The organism is Bacillus sp. EAC, from assembly GCF_002156875.1.
Classification (GTDB): domain Bacteria; phylum Bacillota; class Bacilli; order Bacillales; family Bacillaceae_G; genus Gottfriedia.
Map to the genome: position 1 here is coordinate 604278 of NZ_NCSY01000001.1, position 16006 is coordinate 620283.

The 16006-nt window shown below is 32.8% G+C and carries 18 protein-coding genes; all 18 read right to left on the minus strand.

The window, feature by feature from the left end:
- Positions 1-66: 66 nt before the first annotated feature.
- Positions 67-951 (minus strand): translation elongation factor Ts, encoded by an 885-nt coding sequence (gene tsf, locus B7R65_RS02695; protein WP_088041200.1) that lies wholly within the window; start codon positions 949-951, stop codon positions 67-69.
- Between the two features lie 123 nt (positions 952-1074).
- Positions 1075-1773, minus strand: a complete 699-nt coding sequence (gene rpsB / locus B7R65_RS02700; protein ID WP_056470859.1) for a 30S ribosomal protein S2 — start codon at positions 1771-1773, stop codon at positions 1075-1077.
- A gap of 157 nt (positions 1774-1930) precedes the next feature.
- Entirely contained in the window at positions 1931-2491 is a 561-nt protein-coding gene (locus B7R65_RS02705; protein ID WP_088041201.1) for a hypothetical protein, read from the minus strand.
- A 45-nt stretch (positions 2492-2536) separates the two neighbouring features.
- The gene (locus B7R65_RS02710; protein WP_088041202.1) at positions 2537-3304 is read right to left on the minus strand and encodes a FliA/WhiG family RNA polymerase sigma factor; all 768 of its coding nucleotides are present in this window, start codon (positions 3302-3304) and stop codon (positions 2537-2539) included.
- A 22-nt stretch (positions 3305-3326) separates the two neighbouring features.
- Positions 3327-3824: a chemotaxis protein CheD gene (locus B7R65_RS02715; RefSeq protein ID WP_088041203.1), complete on the minus strand. Its 498-nt coding sequence runs from the start codon at positions 3822-3824 to the stop codon at positions 3327-3329.
- A complete protein-coding gene (locus B7R65_RS02720; protein WP_088041204.1) occupies positions 3817-4458 on the minus strand; it encodes a chemotaxis protein CheC in 642 nt (213 codons plus the stop codon). Before B7R65_RS02720 ends, B7R65_RS02715 begins: the two co-directional genes overlap by 8 nt.
- Complete coding sequence (locus tag B7R65_RS02725; RefSeq protein ID WP_306298428.1) at positions 4458-4919, minus strand: chemotaxis protein CheW; 462 nt, start codon at positions 4917-4919, stop codon at positions 4458-4460. Before B7R65_RS02725 ends, B7R65_RS02720 begins: the two co-directional genes overlap by 1 nt.
- 21 nt (positions 4920-4940) lie before the next feature.
- Positions 4941-6968: a chemotaxis protein CheA gene (locus B7R65_RS02730; protein WP_088041206.1), complete on the minus strand. Its 2028-nt coding sequence runs from the start codon at positions 6966-6968 to the stop codon at positions 4941-4943.
- Between the two features lie 15 nt (positions 6969-6983).
- Entirely contained in the window at positions 6984-8057 is a 1074-nt protein-coding gene (locus tag B7R65_RS02735) for a protein-glutamate methylesterase/protein-glutamine glutaminase (RefSeq protein ID WP_088041207.1), read from the minus strand.
- An 8-nt stretch (positions 8058-8065) separates the two neighbouring features.
- Positions 8066-8920 carry a P-loop NTPase gene (locus tag B7R65_RS02740; protein ID WP_088041208.1) on the minus strand — a complete coding sequence of 285 codons (855 nt, stop codon included), beginning with the start codon at positions 8918-8920 and terminating at the stop codon, positions 8066-8068.
- The gene (flhF, locus tag B7R65_RS02745) at positions 8917-10104 is read right to left on the minus strand and encodes a flagellar biosynthesis GTPase FlhF (RefSeq protein WP_088041209.1); all 1188 of its coding nucleotides are present in this window, start codon (positions 10102-10104) and stop codon (positions 8917-8919) included. Before flhF ends, B7R65_RS02740 begins: the two co-directional genes overlap by 4 nt.
- Positions 10101-12137 carry a flagellar biosynthesis protein FlhA gene (gene flhA / locus B7R65_RS02750; RefSeq protein WP_088041210.1) on the minus strand — a complete coding sequence of 679 codons (2037 nt, stop codon included), beginning with the start codon at positions 12135-12137 and terminating at the stop codon, positions 10101-10103. Before flhA ends, flhF begins: the two co-directional genes overlap by 4 nt.
- 12 nt (positions 12138-12149) lie before the next feature.
- Positions 12150-13232, minus strand: a complete 1083-nt coding sequence (gene flhB / locus B7R65_RS02755; protein ID WP_088041211.1) for a flagellar biosynthesis protein FlhB — start codon at positions 13230-13232, stop codon at positions 12150-12152.
- Between the two features lies 1 nt (position 13233).
- Positions 13234-14010 carry a flagellar biosynthetic protein FliR gene (gene fliR, locus B7R65_RS02760; protein ID WP_088041212.1) on the minus strand — a complete coding sequence of 259 codons (777 nt, stop codon included), beginning with the start codon at positions 14008-14010 and terminating at the stop codon, positions 13234-13236.
- 4 nt (positions 14011-14014) lie between these two features.
- Entirely contained in the window at positions 14015-14284 is a 270-nt protein-coding gene (gene fliQ, locus B7R65_RS02765; protein WP_088041213.1) for a flagellar biosynthesis protein FliQ, read from the minus strand.
- An 11-nt stretch (positions 14285-14295) separates the two neighbouring features.
- Positions 14296-14961, minus strand: a complete 666-nt coding sequence (fliP, locus tag B7R65_RS02770; protein ID WP_088041214.1) for a flagellar type III secretion system pore protein FliP — start codon at positions 14959-14961, stop codon at positions 14296-14298.
- Positions 14954-15604, minus strand: coding sequence for a flagellar biosynthetic protein FliO (locus tag B7R65_RS02775; RefSeq protein ID WP_088041215.1), 651 nt, complete (start codon positions 15602-15604; stop codon positions 14954-14956). The genes fliP and B7R65_RS02775 overlap by 8 nt, the downstream gene beginning before the upstream one ends.
- A 34-nt stretch (positions 15605-15638) precedes the next feature.
- The gene (cheY, locus tag B7R65_RS02780) at positions 15639-16001 is read right to left on the minus strand and encodes a chemotaxis protein CheY (RefSeq protein ID WP_087998534.1); all 363 of its coding nucleotides are present in this window, start codon (positions 15999-16001) and stop codon (positions 15639-15641) included.
- Positions 16002-16006 lie beyond the last annotated feature (5 nt).

Below are 16006 nucleotides of genomic sequence, written 5' to 3' on the forward strand. Positions count from 1 at the left end.
TTATGTATTCTCTAGCTTTAAAAAATAGGGAACACTAAGTGTCCCCTATTCATTCATCGTAACTAATTAGTTACCTTTTACTTGATTCATTACTTCTTCAGCAAAGTTATCTTCACGTTTTTCTAAGCCTTCTCCAACCTCAAAGCGAACAAATGATTTAACTGTTCCACCAGCAGATTTTACGAATTGACCTACTTTAACATCTGGGTTTTTAACGAAAGATTGATCTAATAAACAAATTTCTTCAAAATATTTACCAATACGGCCTTCAACCATTTTAGCAACGATATTTTCAGGTTTTCCTTCGTTTAATGCTTGTTGAGTTAAGATTTGACGCTCATGCTCAACTTCTTCTTGAGAAACAGCATCACGAGAAATGTATTTAGGGTTGATAGCTGCAATGTGCATTGAAACATCTTTCGCAACTTCTTCATTTGTAGTTCCTTCAACAACTGTAAGAACACCAATACGACCACCACTGTGTAAGTATGCACCGAATGCATCAGCATCAGTTTTTGAAACTTGTTCAAAACGACGTAAAGAGATTTTTTCTCCGATTTTAGCGATTGCATGGTTGATGAAAGTTTCAACTAGTTCACCATTAGCCATTGTTTGAGCTAAAGCTTCTTCAACAGTAGCAGGTTTGTTAGCAACGATGTGTTTTGCTAAAGCAGAACCTAATTCTTTAAAGCCTTCGTTTTTAGCAACAAAATCAGTTTCTGAGTTAACTTCTAAAAGTACAGCTTCGTTACCAGCAACTTCTACGAAAGTTAAACCTTCAGCAGCGATACGATCGTTTTTCTTAGCAGCTTTTGCGATACCTTTTTCACGAAGGTAGTCAATTGCTTGATCCATATCTCCGTTTGTTTCAGTTAACGCTTTTTTACAATCCATCATACCAGCGCCAGTTTTTTCACGTAATTCTTTTACCATTTGTGCAGTAATTGCCATTATATTCATCTCCTATATGTAAGCTTATTTTATTCAATCATTTATAAAGGTAAACATATTATTAATAGTTCACCTTAAAAAAAGGTGATAAAAGGCTAAACCCTCTTATCACCTTTAACTTCATTAAGCAGTTGTTTCTTCGCCTTGTTTCGCTTCAAGAATCGCATCTGCCATTTTTGATGTAAGAAGTTTTACAGCTCTAATAGCATCGTCGTTTGCTGGGATAACGTGATCGATTTCATCTGGATCACAGTTAGTATCAACAATACCGATGATTGGGATGTTTAACTTACGTGCTTCAGCCACTGCGATACGCTCTTTACGAGGATCAACAACGAATAATGCATCTGGAAGTTGCTTCATGTCTTTGATTCCGCCTAAGAACTTTTCAAGACGCTCTAATTCTTTTTTAAGTTGGATAACTTCTTTTTTAGGTAATACTTCGAAAGTACCATCTTCTTGCATTCTTTCGATATCTTTTAAACGTTTAACACGTTTTTGGATTGTTTGGAAGTTAGTTAAAGTTCCACCTAACCAACGTTGGTTGATGAAGTACATACCTGAACGGATAGCTTCATCTTTGATTGCTTCTTGAGCTTGTTTTTTTGTACCTACGAAAAGAATATTTCCGCCTTCAGCAGCAATACCTTTCATTACGTTGTAACATTCTTCAACCTTTTTAACTGTTTTTTGTAGGTCGATGATGTAGATACCGTTACGCTCTGTAAAGATGTAACGCTTCATTTTTGGGTTCCAACGGCGAGTTTGATGACCGAAGTGAACACCAGCTTCTAATAATTGTTTCATAGAAATTACTGACATGTTTTTTCCTCCTAATGGTTCTTTTTCCTCCGCTTGCTTCATCTTTTCCTATAACTCCCATACTGGGTAGCACCAATAAGAAAATCGGCTAGCGTGTGTAATAACACCATGGACTACTATAGCATAAGCAAATTATTTTATCAAGTGAAATCAGAAATTATTGTCGAAGTTTCAACATTAATTCAACTTCTGTTTTCCCTTTATCTAGTTTTTTTGCTATTTCATCAATAGTAAAACCATCTTTTTTAAGAAATAAGATCTCTTCCAAAATATTTTCTGTCGAATCGGTCATTAATCGATTTTCACTAGCAAAAGTTTTTATTTCATTAGAAAAGATAGGAATTTGTTCATTACTTTTTTGTTCATTATGAACTTTTTCATTTAATAAAAGATCACTATAATCAATCTCTGAATCCTTCTCAACAAAATCAATTCGATTTTGTTGAGGAAGATTACTTTCTGGTATCGAATCTGTTTTCACAGTAGATTTTTTAGCCTGTTTATTATTATTGGAATTATTGCTTAATTTATTCAAGAATTCGTCATTTTCTTCTTTCCATTCTTCCATAAATGAATATAGTACATCCTCAGTTTCCTGTTTGATGGCAAATAACGACTTCTCTATTTCTTTATATCTTGATAATTGCATTGTTAAGTAAATATTCCAAACACATAATACTAAGAATAAAACAAAACATAAGAATATAAGACCGGTCAATATTTTCACTTCCTAAAATTAGATAGATATATAGGCAACAATTACTTAGATTTTACTTAATAAGTCTCTAAGTTTAAAAATTGCCTTTGCATGGATTTGTGAAACCCTAGAAGTTGAAAGCTTTAATACCGTTCCAATTTCTGTGAATGTTAATTCTTCATGATAAAATAAACTAATCACTAATTGTTCTTTTTCATTTAGTTCCGTAACAATTGTTTTAGCAAGTTGCTCAATTTGTTCTTCCTTAAGTAACGCTTCTTCAGGTGTTAACGTTCCATTATCTTTTAATGTTTGGATAAAGTTAACCTGGCCATCGCCATCATCTTTAATTTGTTCATCAACAGATAACATATTAGAGAAAAATACATCATTAACTACATTGACTACTTCACTTGAAGAATAGCCTGTATATTGTGCAATTTCCTCAGGTGTCGCTTTTCGTTGAAGAGATTGTTCTAGCGTTTCAATCGCATAGTCAATCTTTTTCGCTTTATCTCGTGTTGTTCTTGGTAGCCAGTCCTCTTTACGAAGACCGTCCATTATATTTCCTCTTATTCTTATCGAAGCATATGTTTCGAATTTTAAATCCCTATTGGGATCAAATTTTTCTAAAGCGTCATATAGTCCCATCATTGCGAAACTTCGTAAGTCATCTCTACTGACATTCGAAGGTAAATTTTGAGAAATACGATTTACTTGAAAATGAACTAAAGGCATATAGATCCGAATTAGAGCATCACCAGCATGAATATCGCGATCTTCTATCCACTTTTTCCAATAACTTTGTGAATCATTTTTTTGAATTTGCGACACAGTCTTTCACCTCAGCTACTTACTAAATTATGATAACACCTTGATTTACAATTCTTATGTTCAATAGTGAGTTTTCTGGTGAAAATTCAATCGTTCGGCCCTTATTGCCACCTACATCTGAACCCAGCACTCGAATTTGAAGTTTTTCTAATTGTTGTAACACTGCTTCTACGTTTCTGGGACCAATCCGCATCATTTCATTCGATGAATTAAATTGAAACATTTGTGATCCACCAGCTAGTTTTGCTTTTAAATTTAATCTTCTTCCACCATTTAAAACTACTTTATTTACTAATTCACTTATGGCTGTATCTGCAAATTTTGCCTTATTCAATTGGCCTTCTTTTGCAAGACTTGAATCTGGAAGCATGACATGTACCATGCCCCCGACATGTTTTTCTTCATCATAAATAACAACACCTACACAAGAACCTAACCCAGAAGTTCTTATGATTTGAGATCCTTTTACAATACCCATCTCGGCTATGCCGATTTTGGTTAGTTGAATAAGATTATCCATTAGACCCTAAGCCTAAAGAATGAAAGATTTTTTGAAAGCTATCTGGATCAGGAAGTAAAAAGAAATGACCATTTAATTCTTTATCTTCTTTGTCACCATCTGCAAAGAAAATCGTATCAATAACAATCGCTTCGTCACTAACTTGTCCAATTTCGATTAAACCGTAAGAAATAATTGCTCCAAACATATCAATAGCTAAGGCTGGTACTGTTGGATAAATATTTAAGTTCGTAAAATCTGAAAAAGATGATAAATATGAACCTATTAAAATATTTCCGACCTCTTGTAATACAGATTCAGCTAATGGATTTTGTTCAAGATCTTCAATTTGAAATTCAGGGTTATTAATTAATTGTTTTATGATTTTAGTTGCTTGTTCTAAGCTTGTAACAAAGTACATACTTCCCGGTGCATCACCTTCTATTCGAAAATAGACAGATGCTACAACATTTTCTGCACCACCAACAAGCTCCATCATTTCATTAAAAGGCATTATTTTTACATTTGGCACACTCATGTCGATCTTAGTATTTAAAAGATTCGAAAGAGCCGTTGCAGCATGACCTGCACCGATATTACCTATTTCTTTAAGGATATCTAAATGAAGAGATTTAATTTGCTCTTGAAATGACATTATTTAACCTCAACACTAGTCAGTTCTATTTCATCGCTCATATTTAACACATTTTCAAGATCTAATAGTATTAATAATCTTTTATCTAATTTAGCGATTCCTTCAATATAATAATGTTCTTGTTCACCGACAACCTCTGGTGCACTTTCAACACAATCCATTGGAATATCAATTACATCATTCGCAGAATCAACAATAAAGCCTACTTCTTTATCTGAAAAAGTTACAATAATAATTCGTGTGCGTTCGTTATATTCTTTCTCTTTGAAATTAAATCGAAGTCTTAAATCGATAATTGGTGTTACAACCCCACGTAAGTTAATAACCCCTTTAACAAATTCATTTACCTTTGGAACTCGAGTAATGAACTGTATTTTTTCAATCGATTTAACGTTTTTAACAGGAATACCATATTCCTCATTATTCAAATCAAACACAATTACTTTTTCTACTTGAGACATCATCCATTTATCTCCTAACAGTTATTTAATTAAAGCGTTACAATCTAAAATTAATGCAACTTGTCCATCGCCTAAAATTGTTGCACCAGAAATCGCGAAAACATTTGTTAAATAATTTCCTAATGATTTTAAAACGATTTCTTGTTGACCAATGAAAGAATCAACAACTAACCCAGCTAACTTGTCACCTTTTCTTACAATTACAACAGAAATTCCATCTGTAGTATTCGTAGTCTCTGTCGGTACATTAAATAGATCATTTAAGTACAGAAGTGGCACTACTTTACCACGAAAATCGATTACTTTTTGATTGTGTGCACTCATAATATCTGTCTTTTTAATAAACGCTGTTTCGATAATTGATGATAATGGTATTGCATATTTTTCTTTTTGGAGTTCAACTAACATGACTGAAATAATTGACAGGGTAAGTGGTAATTGCACCGAGAATGTTGTTCCATGTCCTAATACAGAATCAACTGAAACTGTTCCACCTAATGATTCAATTTTGCTTTTTACAACATCTAAACCTACTCCACGTCCAGAAATATCAGATAATACTTCAGCAGTAGAGAACCCAGATGCAAATATCAATTCATATACCTGCTTATCTGTAAGTGTTGAAGCTTGTTGTTCTGTAATGATTTTATTTTTTAATGCCTTCTCAAGGACTTTATCACGATTAATTCCTGCACCATCTTCTTTAACTTCAATGAAGACATGGTTTCCACTATGGAATGCCTTTAACTGTACTGTGCCTGTTTCTGGTTTACCTTTCGAAACACGCACTTCTGGCGTTTCGATACCATGATCAAGTGCATTTCGAATTAAATGCACTAAAGGATCTCCAATTTCATCAATTACAGTACGATCTAGTTCCGTTTCAGCACCAAATATTTGCAAATCAATTTTTTTATTCAAATCTTTCGATAATTGACGAACCATTCGTGGGAAACGGTTAAATACAGTATCAATTGGGATCATTCGCATGTTCAAGATGATACTTTGTAAATCACTAGACACACGAGTCATTCTTTCAACTGTTTCTTGTAGCTCGACATGACTTAAATCTCTTGAAATTTGTTCAAGTCTTCCACGATCTATAACTAGTTCTTCAAATAAATTCATTAATATATCTAATCTTTCGATGTTTACACGGATTGTTTTACTATTTGCTTGATTTGCTGCTTTATTTTTAGGCTGATCATTTGTTTCTACAACCGTAGCAGTTGCGGCCACTTCATTTTCAGCTGCAGCAATTACTTTAGCTGCTTCATTATGTTCCACTTCTTGTTTCATACGGCTTAAATCAAAGCTAGTAATCTCAACACTATTAATCTCAGAAATCTTCATTATTACATTTTTTACATCGGAAAAATCGATTTTTGTAACAAATGTTACATAAAAAACGGCATCAAATTGCTCGGTTTCTAATTTATCAACCGAGGGATTACTTTTTAATATTTCACCATTTTGTTCTAAAGCTTCAAAAACCATAAATGATCTAGCAGCTTTTAAAATGCATGAAGATGTTAATTCAATTCGAATCTCATATACATTAAACCCTTGTTCCATTGACTGCTCGATTACTGCATAATCATAGTCATCGTATTGAAGAGTTAATTGACCTGAATCATTTTTAACTGTTTCTTGCTCATCAGTAAAATCAGTACCTTTTTCAATTGCTGCTAATTTCCGAACGATTTCTTTTACATCACGCTTGCCGTCTCCACCAGTTGCAATCGATTCAACCATTGCTTCCAAATCATCAATTGATTGGAATACGACATCTAATATCGACGAATTAACTGTTAATTTGTTATTTCTAATAGCATCTAGTACATTTTCCATTTGATGAGTTAAATTTGCTAAATCTTCATAACCCATTGTTGCAGACATACCTTTTAAAGTATGAGCACTTCGAAAGATTTCATTTACTATTGCTAAATTAGTAGGATCCTTTTCAAGCTCTAATAAATTTTCATTAATATTTTGTAAATGTTCTCTGCTTTCATCTATAAATAAATCTAAATATTGATTCATTTCCATAGTCTTACTCCCCTATTATTTGGAATGTTTAATTATGGTGTCAGCTACTTGTTGAATTGGAACTATTTCATCTACTATATTTAATAAAACTGCTGCTTTTGGCATTCCAAAAACAACTGATGTTTCTTCTGATTCTGCAATAGTTGTGCCTTTACAATGTTGTTTAATTAATTTCATACCCTTAGCGCCATCTGCCCCCATACCTGTTAAGATCGCCGAAGTAATTTCATAGTTTACTAAATTACTAATCGACTCAAATAGTACATCTACTGATGGGCGATGACCATTACAAGCTGGCTCCTCAGTTAGTTCAATGAATAGTTCGTTATTTTTTTGGATTACTTTCATGTGATATCCACCAGGAGCTATATAGGCAGTGGAAGTTACAACCTTTTCATCATTTTCAGCTTCTTTTATATGAATAGTAGAAAGCTTGTCTAATCTCATTGCCAAAGAATTAGTAAATCCAGCTGGCATATGTTGTACGATAAAGATTGGTGGAATAAAACCTCTTGGAATGTTTGTAAGAACTTCCTGTAATGCCCTAGGACCACCTGTTGATGTTCCAATACACACAATTTGATTCGAACTTTTTGTAGCAGAGTCTTTTATTGTAATTGGCTCGGGTTTATTTTCATTTAAGATAGGTGTTTTTATAGTTTTTACTGGAGCTTTTAATTTTTTCAAATTAACAGTAATTGCTATTTTCACTTTCTTAATTAATTGTTCTGAAATGAGATCTATATCTAATGAGATTGAACCTGATGGCTTTGGTACAAAATCAACCGCCCCATAATCCAATGCTTTAAAAGAACTAATTGCACCCTCTTGTGTCAAACTCGATAACATAATTACTGGAACTGGAAATTCCTTCATGATTACTTTTAATGCCTCTAAACCGTTTAGTACTGGCATTTCGATATCAAGTGTAACAACATTCGGTTTTAACTTTATTACCTTTTCAATTGCTTCTTTCCCAGTTTTAGCTGTTCCGATTACATTAATGTCATCATCTGAATTTAATATATTACTGATCATTTTTCTCATAAAAGCTGAATCGTCAACAACTAGAACATTGATCTTTTTCATTTAAATCACTACCTTTTTAAAAATAGGGATTTCATACGATGAATAAAGGAATGTGAATTTGAATCTTCAATGTCCTCATTTACGTACTTTTTACTAATTGACTCTATACTTCTTGCTGGAAGACTTGATGGTGCGAGTAAGATAAAAGGTTTTTGAGTAATAACCGCTTTTCTTACGATGGCATCATCAAAAATCATTCCTAATCGATTTACATCAACATTCATAAAATGTTTTATTGCCCGTTCTAATCTAAATAAGACCGATTCTCCCTCTTTGAGAGAACTAATTCGATTAATAACGATGGACAGTTTTGATGTAACTTCATTTAGTACTAAGTGCTTAATCATTGCATAAGCATCTGTTATAGCAGTGGGTTCGGGTGTCGTTATAACAATCACTTCATGCATCGCAGTAAGTAGTTTAACTGTTTGTTCACTGACTCCAGCACCCATATCAAAAATTATATAATCAAAATCATTCATAATTCCTTCTAATTCATTAAATAATTGTGATAATTTATCTTCACTTAATGAAAAAATTGTCGATAAACCTGAGCCTCCAGATATATACTTCAACCCATTCGGACCTATATTCATAATATCATGAATCGTCAAACTTTTACCAAATATGTCAATAATTGATAAATTAGTCACGGTTCCTAATAGGACATCGATATTACCCATTCCAATATCTAAATCTAGTAAAAGAACTTTCTTTTTTTTCTGGCAGAGGGATATCGCAAAATTCAAACTAAAATTCGACTTTCCAACTCCGCCCTTTCCACTTACAATACCTATCACTTTACTCTTTGATTGACTCGTATTTTGCAATTGTTCCCTTAATCTAGCAGCTTGGTCACTCATATCTGGACTTCCTTTGCTAAGATCGAGTAAATTTTGTTCGGGCTTCCTTCCACAATATCATCAGGAACATTTTGACCATTTGTTAAGTAGGCAACCCCAACTTGTTTTTCAATCATAAAGTTTAAAATTGAGCCAAAAGACTCAGTTTCATCAACTTTAGAGAAGATTACTTTTTTAATAGGTATTGAGTGAAATTGTTCAAATATTTTTTTCATATCTTTATATTTTGAAGTTAATGCAAGTACAAGATAAGTTTCTAATTCGTTAAAATCTATAATCTTTTTCAATTCTGAAACATACTTCTCATCTCGGAAGTTTCTACCTGAAGTATCTATTAATACTAAATCATATTTTTGGAATTTTTCTTTTGCTAGTTTAAAATCTTCTAAGTTATAACAGACTTCAATTGGAACATTAAGAATTGTTGCATACGTCTTTAATTGATCAATAGCAGCAATCCGATAAGTATCAGTCGTTATAAAAGCAACCTTCTTACGATATTTCAGTACTGCTTCCGCAGCAATCTTTGCTAGAGTTGTCGTTTTTCCTACTCCTGTTGGCCCAACTACATTTACATAGCGAATATCATCATGTTTATGTCCGAAATCTAACTCACTAATTTTTGATACAATCGAACGATTTAACCAATCATTAATTTGTTCATTTGTGACTTGATTTGATTGTAACGCCATTCTAGGTTTTATTTCATTGATGATTTCTTCTGTCAACTCTTCTAAAATATCTTGTTCTAAAAGATTTGTTTTTAATTCTTCTAAAAGTGGATGAAGTACTTCTTCATCAGAATTTTCTACATTCATTTTAGAAATCATAGACTTTAATTGTTTCATTTCTTTTAATAGATGCTCTTGATCGTTTACTAGCTTAGGAGGCTCCATTGTTTGGAATGGAACCTCCTTCTCTTGTAATTTTAACGGTACCAATTCATCAATTTGACTTTTAATGGTAGTCTGATCGATATGTTCTTTTGGAGTAAACGATTTTTGACTGACTTTATTTTGATCTAATGCAGCGATTAACTCGATTTTTTTCCTCGAAAAGAAACCAAAAACTCCGCCTTCTTGAATTACTCGTGAATTTAAAATAACAGCATCTTGTCCAAGCTCTTCAGTTACTTTTTTCATAGCTTCTGCCATCGTTGGTGCAATTATTTTTTTAACTCTCATCCTATTCTCACAACTCCTACGCTTTGGACTTCAAGATCTGCGTCCAATTCATTATATGAAAGGACAGGTAGTGTTGGCATAAACCTTTCTACCAGTTGTTTAACATACATTCTTATTGCAGGAGAACATAATAAAATTGGTTGTTGTTGTTGAATTGACATCTCTTCAACTTCTTTGTTAACGGCACTAATAAATTCATTAGATGAGTCTGGATCGATTGATAAATATGAACCATGTTCTGATTGAGTAATCGAATCTGCAATAATTTTTTCTACTTTACCTGAAAGAGTGATTACTTTAAGAGATTCGTTTGATTGACTATATTGACTTGTAATTTGTCTTGCCAAAGCCTGTCTTACATATTCAGTCAATACCTCAGGATCTGTTGTATATCTACCATAGTCTGCTAATGCTTCAAAAATAACTGGTAGATTTCTGATTGAAACTTTTTCTTTTAATAGTTTTGCAAGGACTTTTTGTATATCACCAATTGAAAGCGGATTTGGTGTTACTTCATCAACTAGAATTGAATAACTTTCTTTTAAGTGATCAATTAAGTTTTTCGTTTCTTGACGTCCGATTAACTCGTGAGCATAGTTTTTAATTATTTCAGTTATATGTGTAGAAACAACAGAAGGTGGATCTACAACTGTATAATTAAACATTTCAGCTCTTTCTTTCATTTCTTCGGATATCCATTTCGCTGGTAATCCAAACGAAGGTTCAAACGTATCAATTCCAACAACTGATGCCTCATCGTATCCTGGACTTAACGCTAAGAAATGATCAAGTAAAAGCTCACCATGTGCTACTTCATTTCCTTTTATCTTTAATATATATTCATTAGGTTGAAGTTGAATATTATCGCGAATACGAACAACTGGGATAACTAACCCAAGTTCGATTGCTAATTGCCTTCTAATCATTACGATTCGGTCTAATAAATCTCCGCCTTGATTTGTATCTGCCAATGGAATTAATCCATATCCGAATTCAAATTCAATTGGATCAACCTGTAGCAATTTCACAACACTCTCTGGCGCTTTTAAATCGTTCGTCACGATTTCTTCTTGTTGTTCCTCGATTAATGTATCGTCGATAACCGGCTTTTTAGATAATTGATATGCTCCAAATGCTAAAACTAATCCGATTGGAATTGTAACAATATCATTTAAAGGCGTAACAAGACCTAATAATGTAATTGCACCAGCGGAAATATATAATAGACTAGGATAAGAAAGTAACTGATTTGTTAAATCCGACGCTAAATTATCTTCCGAACCTGAACGTGTAACCATAATTCCAGTAGCAGTTGATATCAGAAGTGCAGGAATCTGACTCACGATCCCATCACCAACTGTTAATGTCGTAAATTGCTTTGCAGCTTCTGCCACACTTAAATCTAATTGTAAAACCCCAATAATCATACCTACTGCAATGTTGATGATTACAATAATGATTGTCGCTATTGCATCTCCTTTTACGAATTTGCTTGCTCCATCCATTGATCCATAAAAATCAGCTTCTCTAGATACTTTTGTTCTTCTTTCCCTAGCCTGAGATTCTGTTATCATTCCTGCGTTTAGATCAGCGTCAATACTCATCTGTTTACCTGGCATCGCGTCCAATGTAAATCGTGCAGCAACCTCAGAAACACGCTCAGAACCCTTTGTTATAACGATAAATTGGATAATGATAAGGATTAAGAATACAACAAATCCGACAATCGCATTTCCGCTTGTTACGAAACTTCCAAATGTTTCAACTACATTACCAGCATGACCGGTTGTTAAAATCGCTCTAGTAGTGGAAACATTCAGGCCTATTCTAAACAGTGTTAGTAGTAGTAATAGAGATGGAAACACTGAAAATTCTAGTGGTTCGTTTACATTCATAGAAAGTAATAGAACTACGAGTGCTATTGACATATTTATCATAATTAGGAAACTAATTAACCATGTTGGTAAAGGAATAACTAACATGACAACGATAAATATGACACTTATTAGCACAGCTAAGTTTTTTGCTGACATTAGTTTCTCCCCTTAAATCTTTCTTTTCAACTTATAAACGTAAGCCAGAATTTCGGCAACAGCCTTAAAAAATTCTTCTGGAACTTCATCCCCAATTTCTGCCTGAGCATAAAGTGCTCTAGCAAGTGGGCGATTTTCAATTGTAATAATGTCATGTGCTTTCGCAATTTCTCTAATTTTTAAAGCTAGGAAATCCACACCTTTTGCAACAACAAAAGGTGCATCTCTTTTTTCTTCATCATATTTAAGTGCTACAGCATAATGAGTTGGATTCGTAATAATAACGTCTGCTTTTGGTATTTCTTGCATCATTCGTCTCATTGCAATTTCTCTTTGTTTTTGTTTAATCTTTGATTTGATCAGTGGGTCCCCTTCGGACTTTTTATATTCATCTTTAATATCTTGTTTAGACATTCGGATATTTTTTTCGAAGTCAAATCGTTGATAAAACAAATCAAGTATTGCTAAAACCAGTAATGAGCAAGAAGCATATAGTCCACTTTTGACAACTAGCATATAGATTGTTTCAGCAACAGCTCTAATTCCTATATAAGGTAAGTTTAAAATATCCTGCTTACTTTGCCATATCACAAAAAATGTTGCAGCCCCTACAATTGTTATTTTTAATAGTGATTTAACTAATTCAACAACAGCTCGCAAAGAGTAGATTTTTTTAAATCCCTGAATAGGATCCAGTCGATCAAATTTGACATTAATTGCTTCGGCTGAAAACGTGAATCCAACTTGAGATACATTTGCAACAATAGCTGCAATAAAAGCAACTCCTAAAAAAGGACCAATTAATATTAATATTTGCATGTAAATTTTTGATAGCAAGTTACTAGCATTTTGATTTGTTAAATCTTTTAATAAATAATGTTGAAGAAAATCCTTCATCACATGCTCAAATTGGTCAAAAAGAAACTGTCGACCAAATAGTAAAAAGAGAAACATGGATAGTAAAATCACAGCTGTATTAATCTCTACGCTTTTTGCTACCTGCCCTTTTTTTCTCGTTTCTTCCCTCTTTTTGGGGGTTGCTTTTTCAGTTCGTTCCCCAGAAAAAAGTTGTAAATTAAGTTTAATTCTTGCCATTTTAAATTCCTCCAATTAATCGAATGAGGGAATTTGTTGATTGTACAACTAATTCAAATAAATGCTGAACTAATACCATCATTGTTGGTAATCCAATTAGTAAAAGTCCAAATGCAATAATGATTTTTAATGGTAAACCAACAACAAAGATATTTAATTGAGGTACAATCCTAGTTAAAATACCTAATGCAATATCAACTAAAAATAATGATGCAATGATTGGTAATGCCATCTGAAAAGCAATAACAAACATCGAAATAAAAATTTTCACAATTTCTAACACAAATTGTTCGTGACCAATTGGGATTCCTGTCGAATTAACAGGAATAATTTTATAACTATTAATGATCCCCTGTAGTAAAAGATGATGCGCATTGACCGATAATAAAAATAGAATGGTAATTGTATTTAACAATTGTGCTGTTATAGGATTCTGCATACCAGTTTGCGGATCAAAAATACTTGCTATTGAGAAACCAACTTGAAAATCAATTAATCCCCCTGCAATTTGAATTCCAGACATTACGATAAAAGCAATTAACCCCAGAGCTAAACCTATAATCGCTTCCTTCATTAAAAGGAATATGAAATTATCGATATTTCCTAATGGTTGTTGGTCGATCAGAAAGAAAACAATATAACTTGTAAAAAATGAAAATCCTACTTTATGAACTGTAGGTATTGCCCGATTCGAAAAAATTGGTACTGAAACAAAGAAGCTAGTCATACGGACGAAAATTAATAGAAATGCAGGTAAGCTTTGAAATAATGTATCCATTCTATTACCCTACAAAATTATTCAAATTACTAAATATTTGAAATGTAAATTCTACTAGTTTTGTTAGCATCCAAGGGCCAAAGAATATCAAAGCTACTAATATGGCTACTATTTTCGGAATAAATGCTAAAGTTTGTTCTTGAATTTGAGTGGTCGCCTGAAAAATACTTACTATTAATCCGATAACTAGAGCGATTATTAATAATGGTCCACTCACCATAAATAATGTATAGATTGCTTTTTGAGCAATTGTAATAACAAATTCTTGACTCATTTAGTTCACCCCTAGAAGCTCTCGAGCAATGATTTGACCACTAAATACCATCCATCTACCATGATAAATAACAGAATTTTAAAAGGCAGTGAAATCATAACTGGTGGTAACATCATCATCCCCATTGACATAAGTACACTCGCTACAACCATATCTATTACAAGAAAAGGTATGAATATCATAAATCCCATTTGAAATGCTGATTTCAATTCACTAATTGCATAAGCTGGAACCAAAGTAGTTAATGGTACATCATTAATTGTCTTAGGCTTTTTTAATCCTGAATAACCCATGAATAATTCTAAATCTTTTTGCCTTGTATGCTTGCTCATATACTGCTTTACAGGTACAGATGCACGATCATACGCTTGTTCTAGTGTAATTTTATTATCAAAAAGCGGTGTTAACGCTTGTTTATTCACTTCATGAAATGTCGGTGCCATAATAAAAAACGTTAAAAACATTGCTAATCCTAATAGAACTTGGTTAGGTGGTACGCCTTGGGTACCGATTGATGTTCTAACAAAAGATAGAACAATAATAATTCTTGTAAAACAAGTTGTTAATATAATAATTCCCGGTGCAATCGATAAGACCGTTAATAATAATAATAATTTTACTGATGTTGTAACCGTTTCTGGATTACTAGAATTTAAGTATTGAACTACATCATTCATTCTTGTCGATCCCTTTCTCATCAATTCTAGTAAGTAATGAATTTTTCTTTCCTTTTATTGACTGGACTTGTTGATTAAATAGATTTTTAAACGAGTCTTTTGTCGTATTTAAATTTTTATTTTCATTATTCATCACATGTTGAAACCATTTTGAAACTTTTATTTCAGCCTGATATCGTTGTTCCGATTTTTGTTCAATAACTTGTATCTCATCGGAATCTTGAATTTCTTTTAATAAAGTAATATTTTCTCCTACACCTACTACATATAACGAATTACCAATCTTGATAATTTGAACGGATTTATTCGATCCAACTGAAGTACCGCCAATAGAAGTTATTAAACTATTCTTATTAAAAGAATTACCATTTCTTTTGATCCAGTACAGTACTAAATATAATAATCCAATCACAATCCCAAAAGAAAAGATCATCTTAACATAATCTAAAAATGTAAGTTTAGAAGATTTTAATGCAGTTATCTCTTGTTGTGACTGCTTTTTTGTATTGTCATCACATAATTTTGGCTTATCTAAACACTCTTGAGCTGATAGATCTGATTGCGCCGCTAAACTATTAATCTGTTTATACGGCGCCATCACCATGATCATTGACAACAACGTTAAAAAAAGTAGTTTTTTCATTCGTTGTCACCTTCTTTTTATTCAATACACTGCATTAAGCTAATGTTTTTGAAATAGCTTCTATTACACGGTCTGCTTGAAATGGTTTAACAATAAAATCTCTTGCTCCAGCTTGAATCGCATCAATAACCATCGCTTGCTGTCCCATTGCTGAACACATAATTACTTTCGCATTTGGATTAATTTTTTTAATTTCTTTTAAAGCAGCAATTCCATCCATTTCTGGCATTGTAATATCCATTGTTACAAGATCAGGTTGGTGCTCCTTATATTTTTCAACAGCCTGTGCTCCATCAGCAGCCTCAGCTACTACATTAAACCCATTTTTAACTAAAATATCTTTAATCATCATTCGCATAAATGCTGCGTCATCAACTATAAGAATATTATTTGCCATTTTCA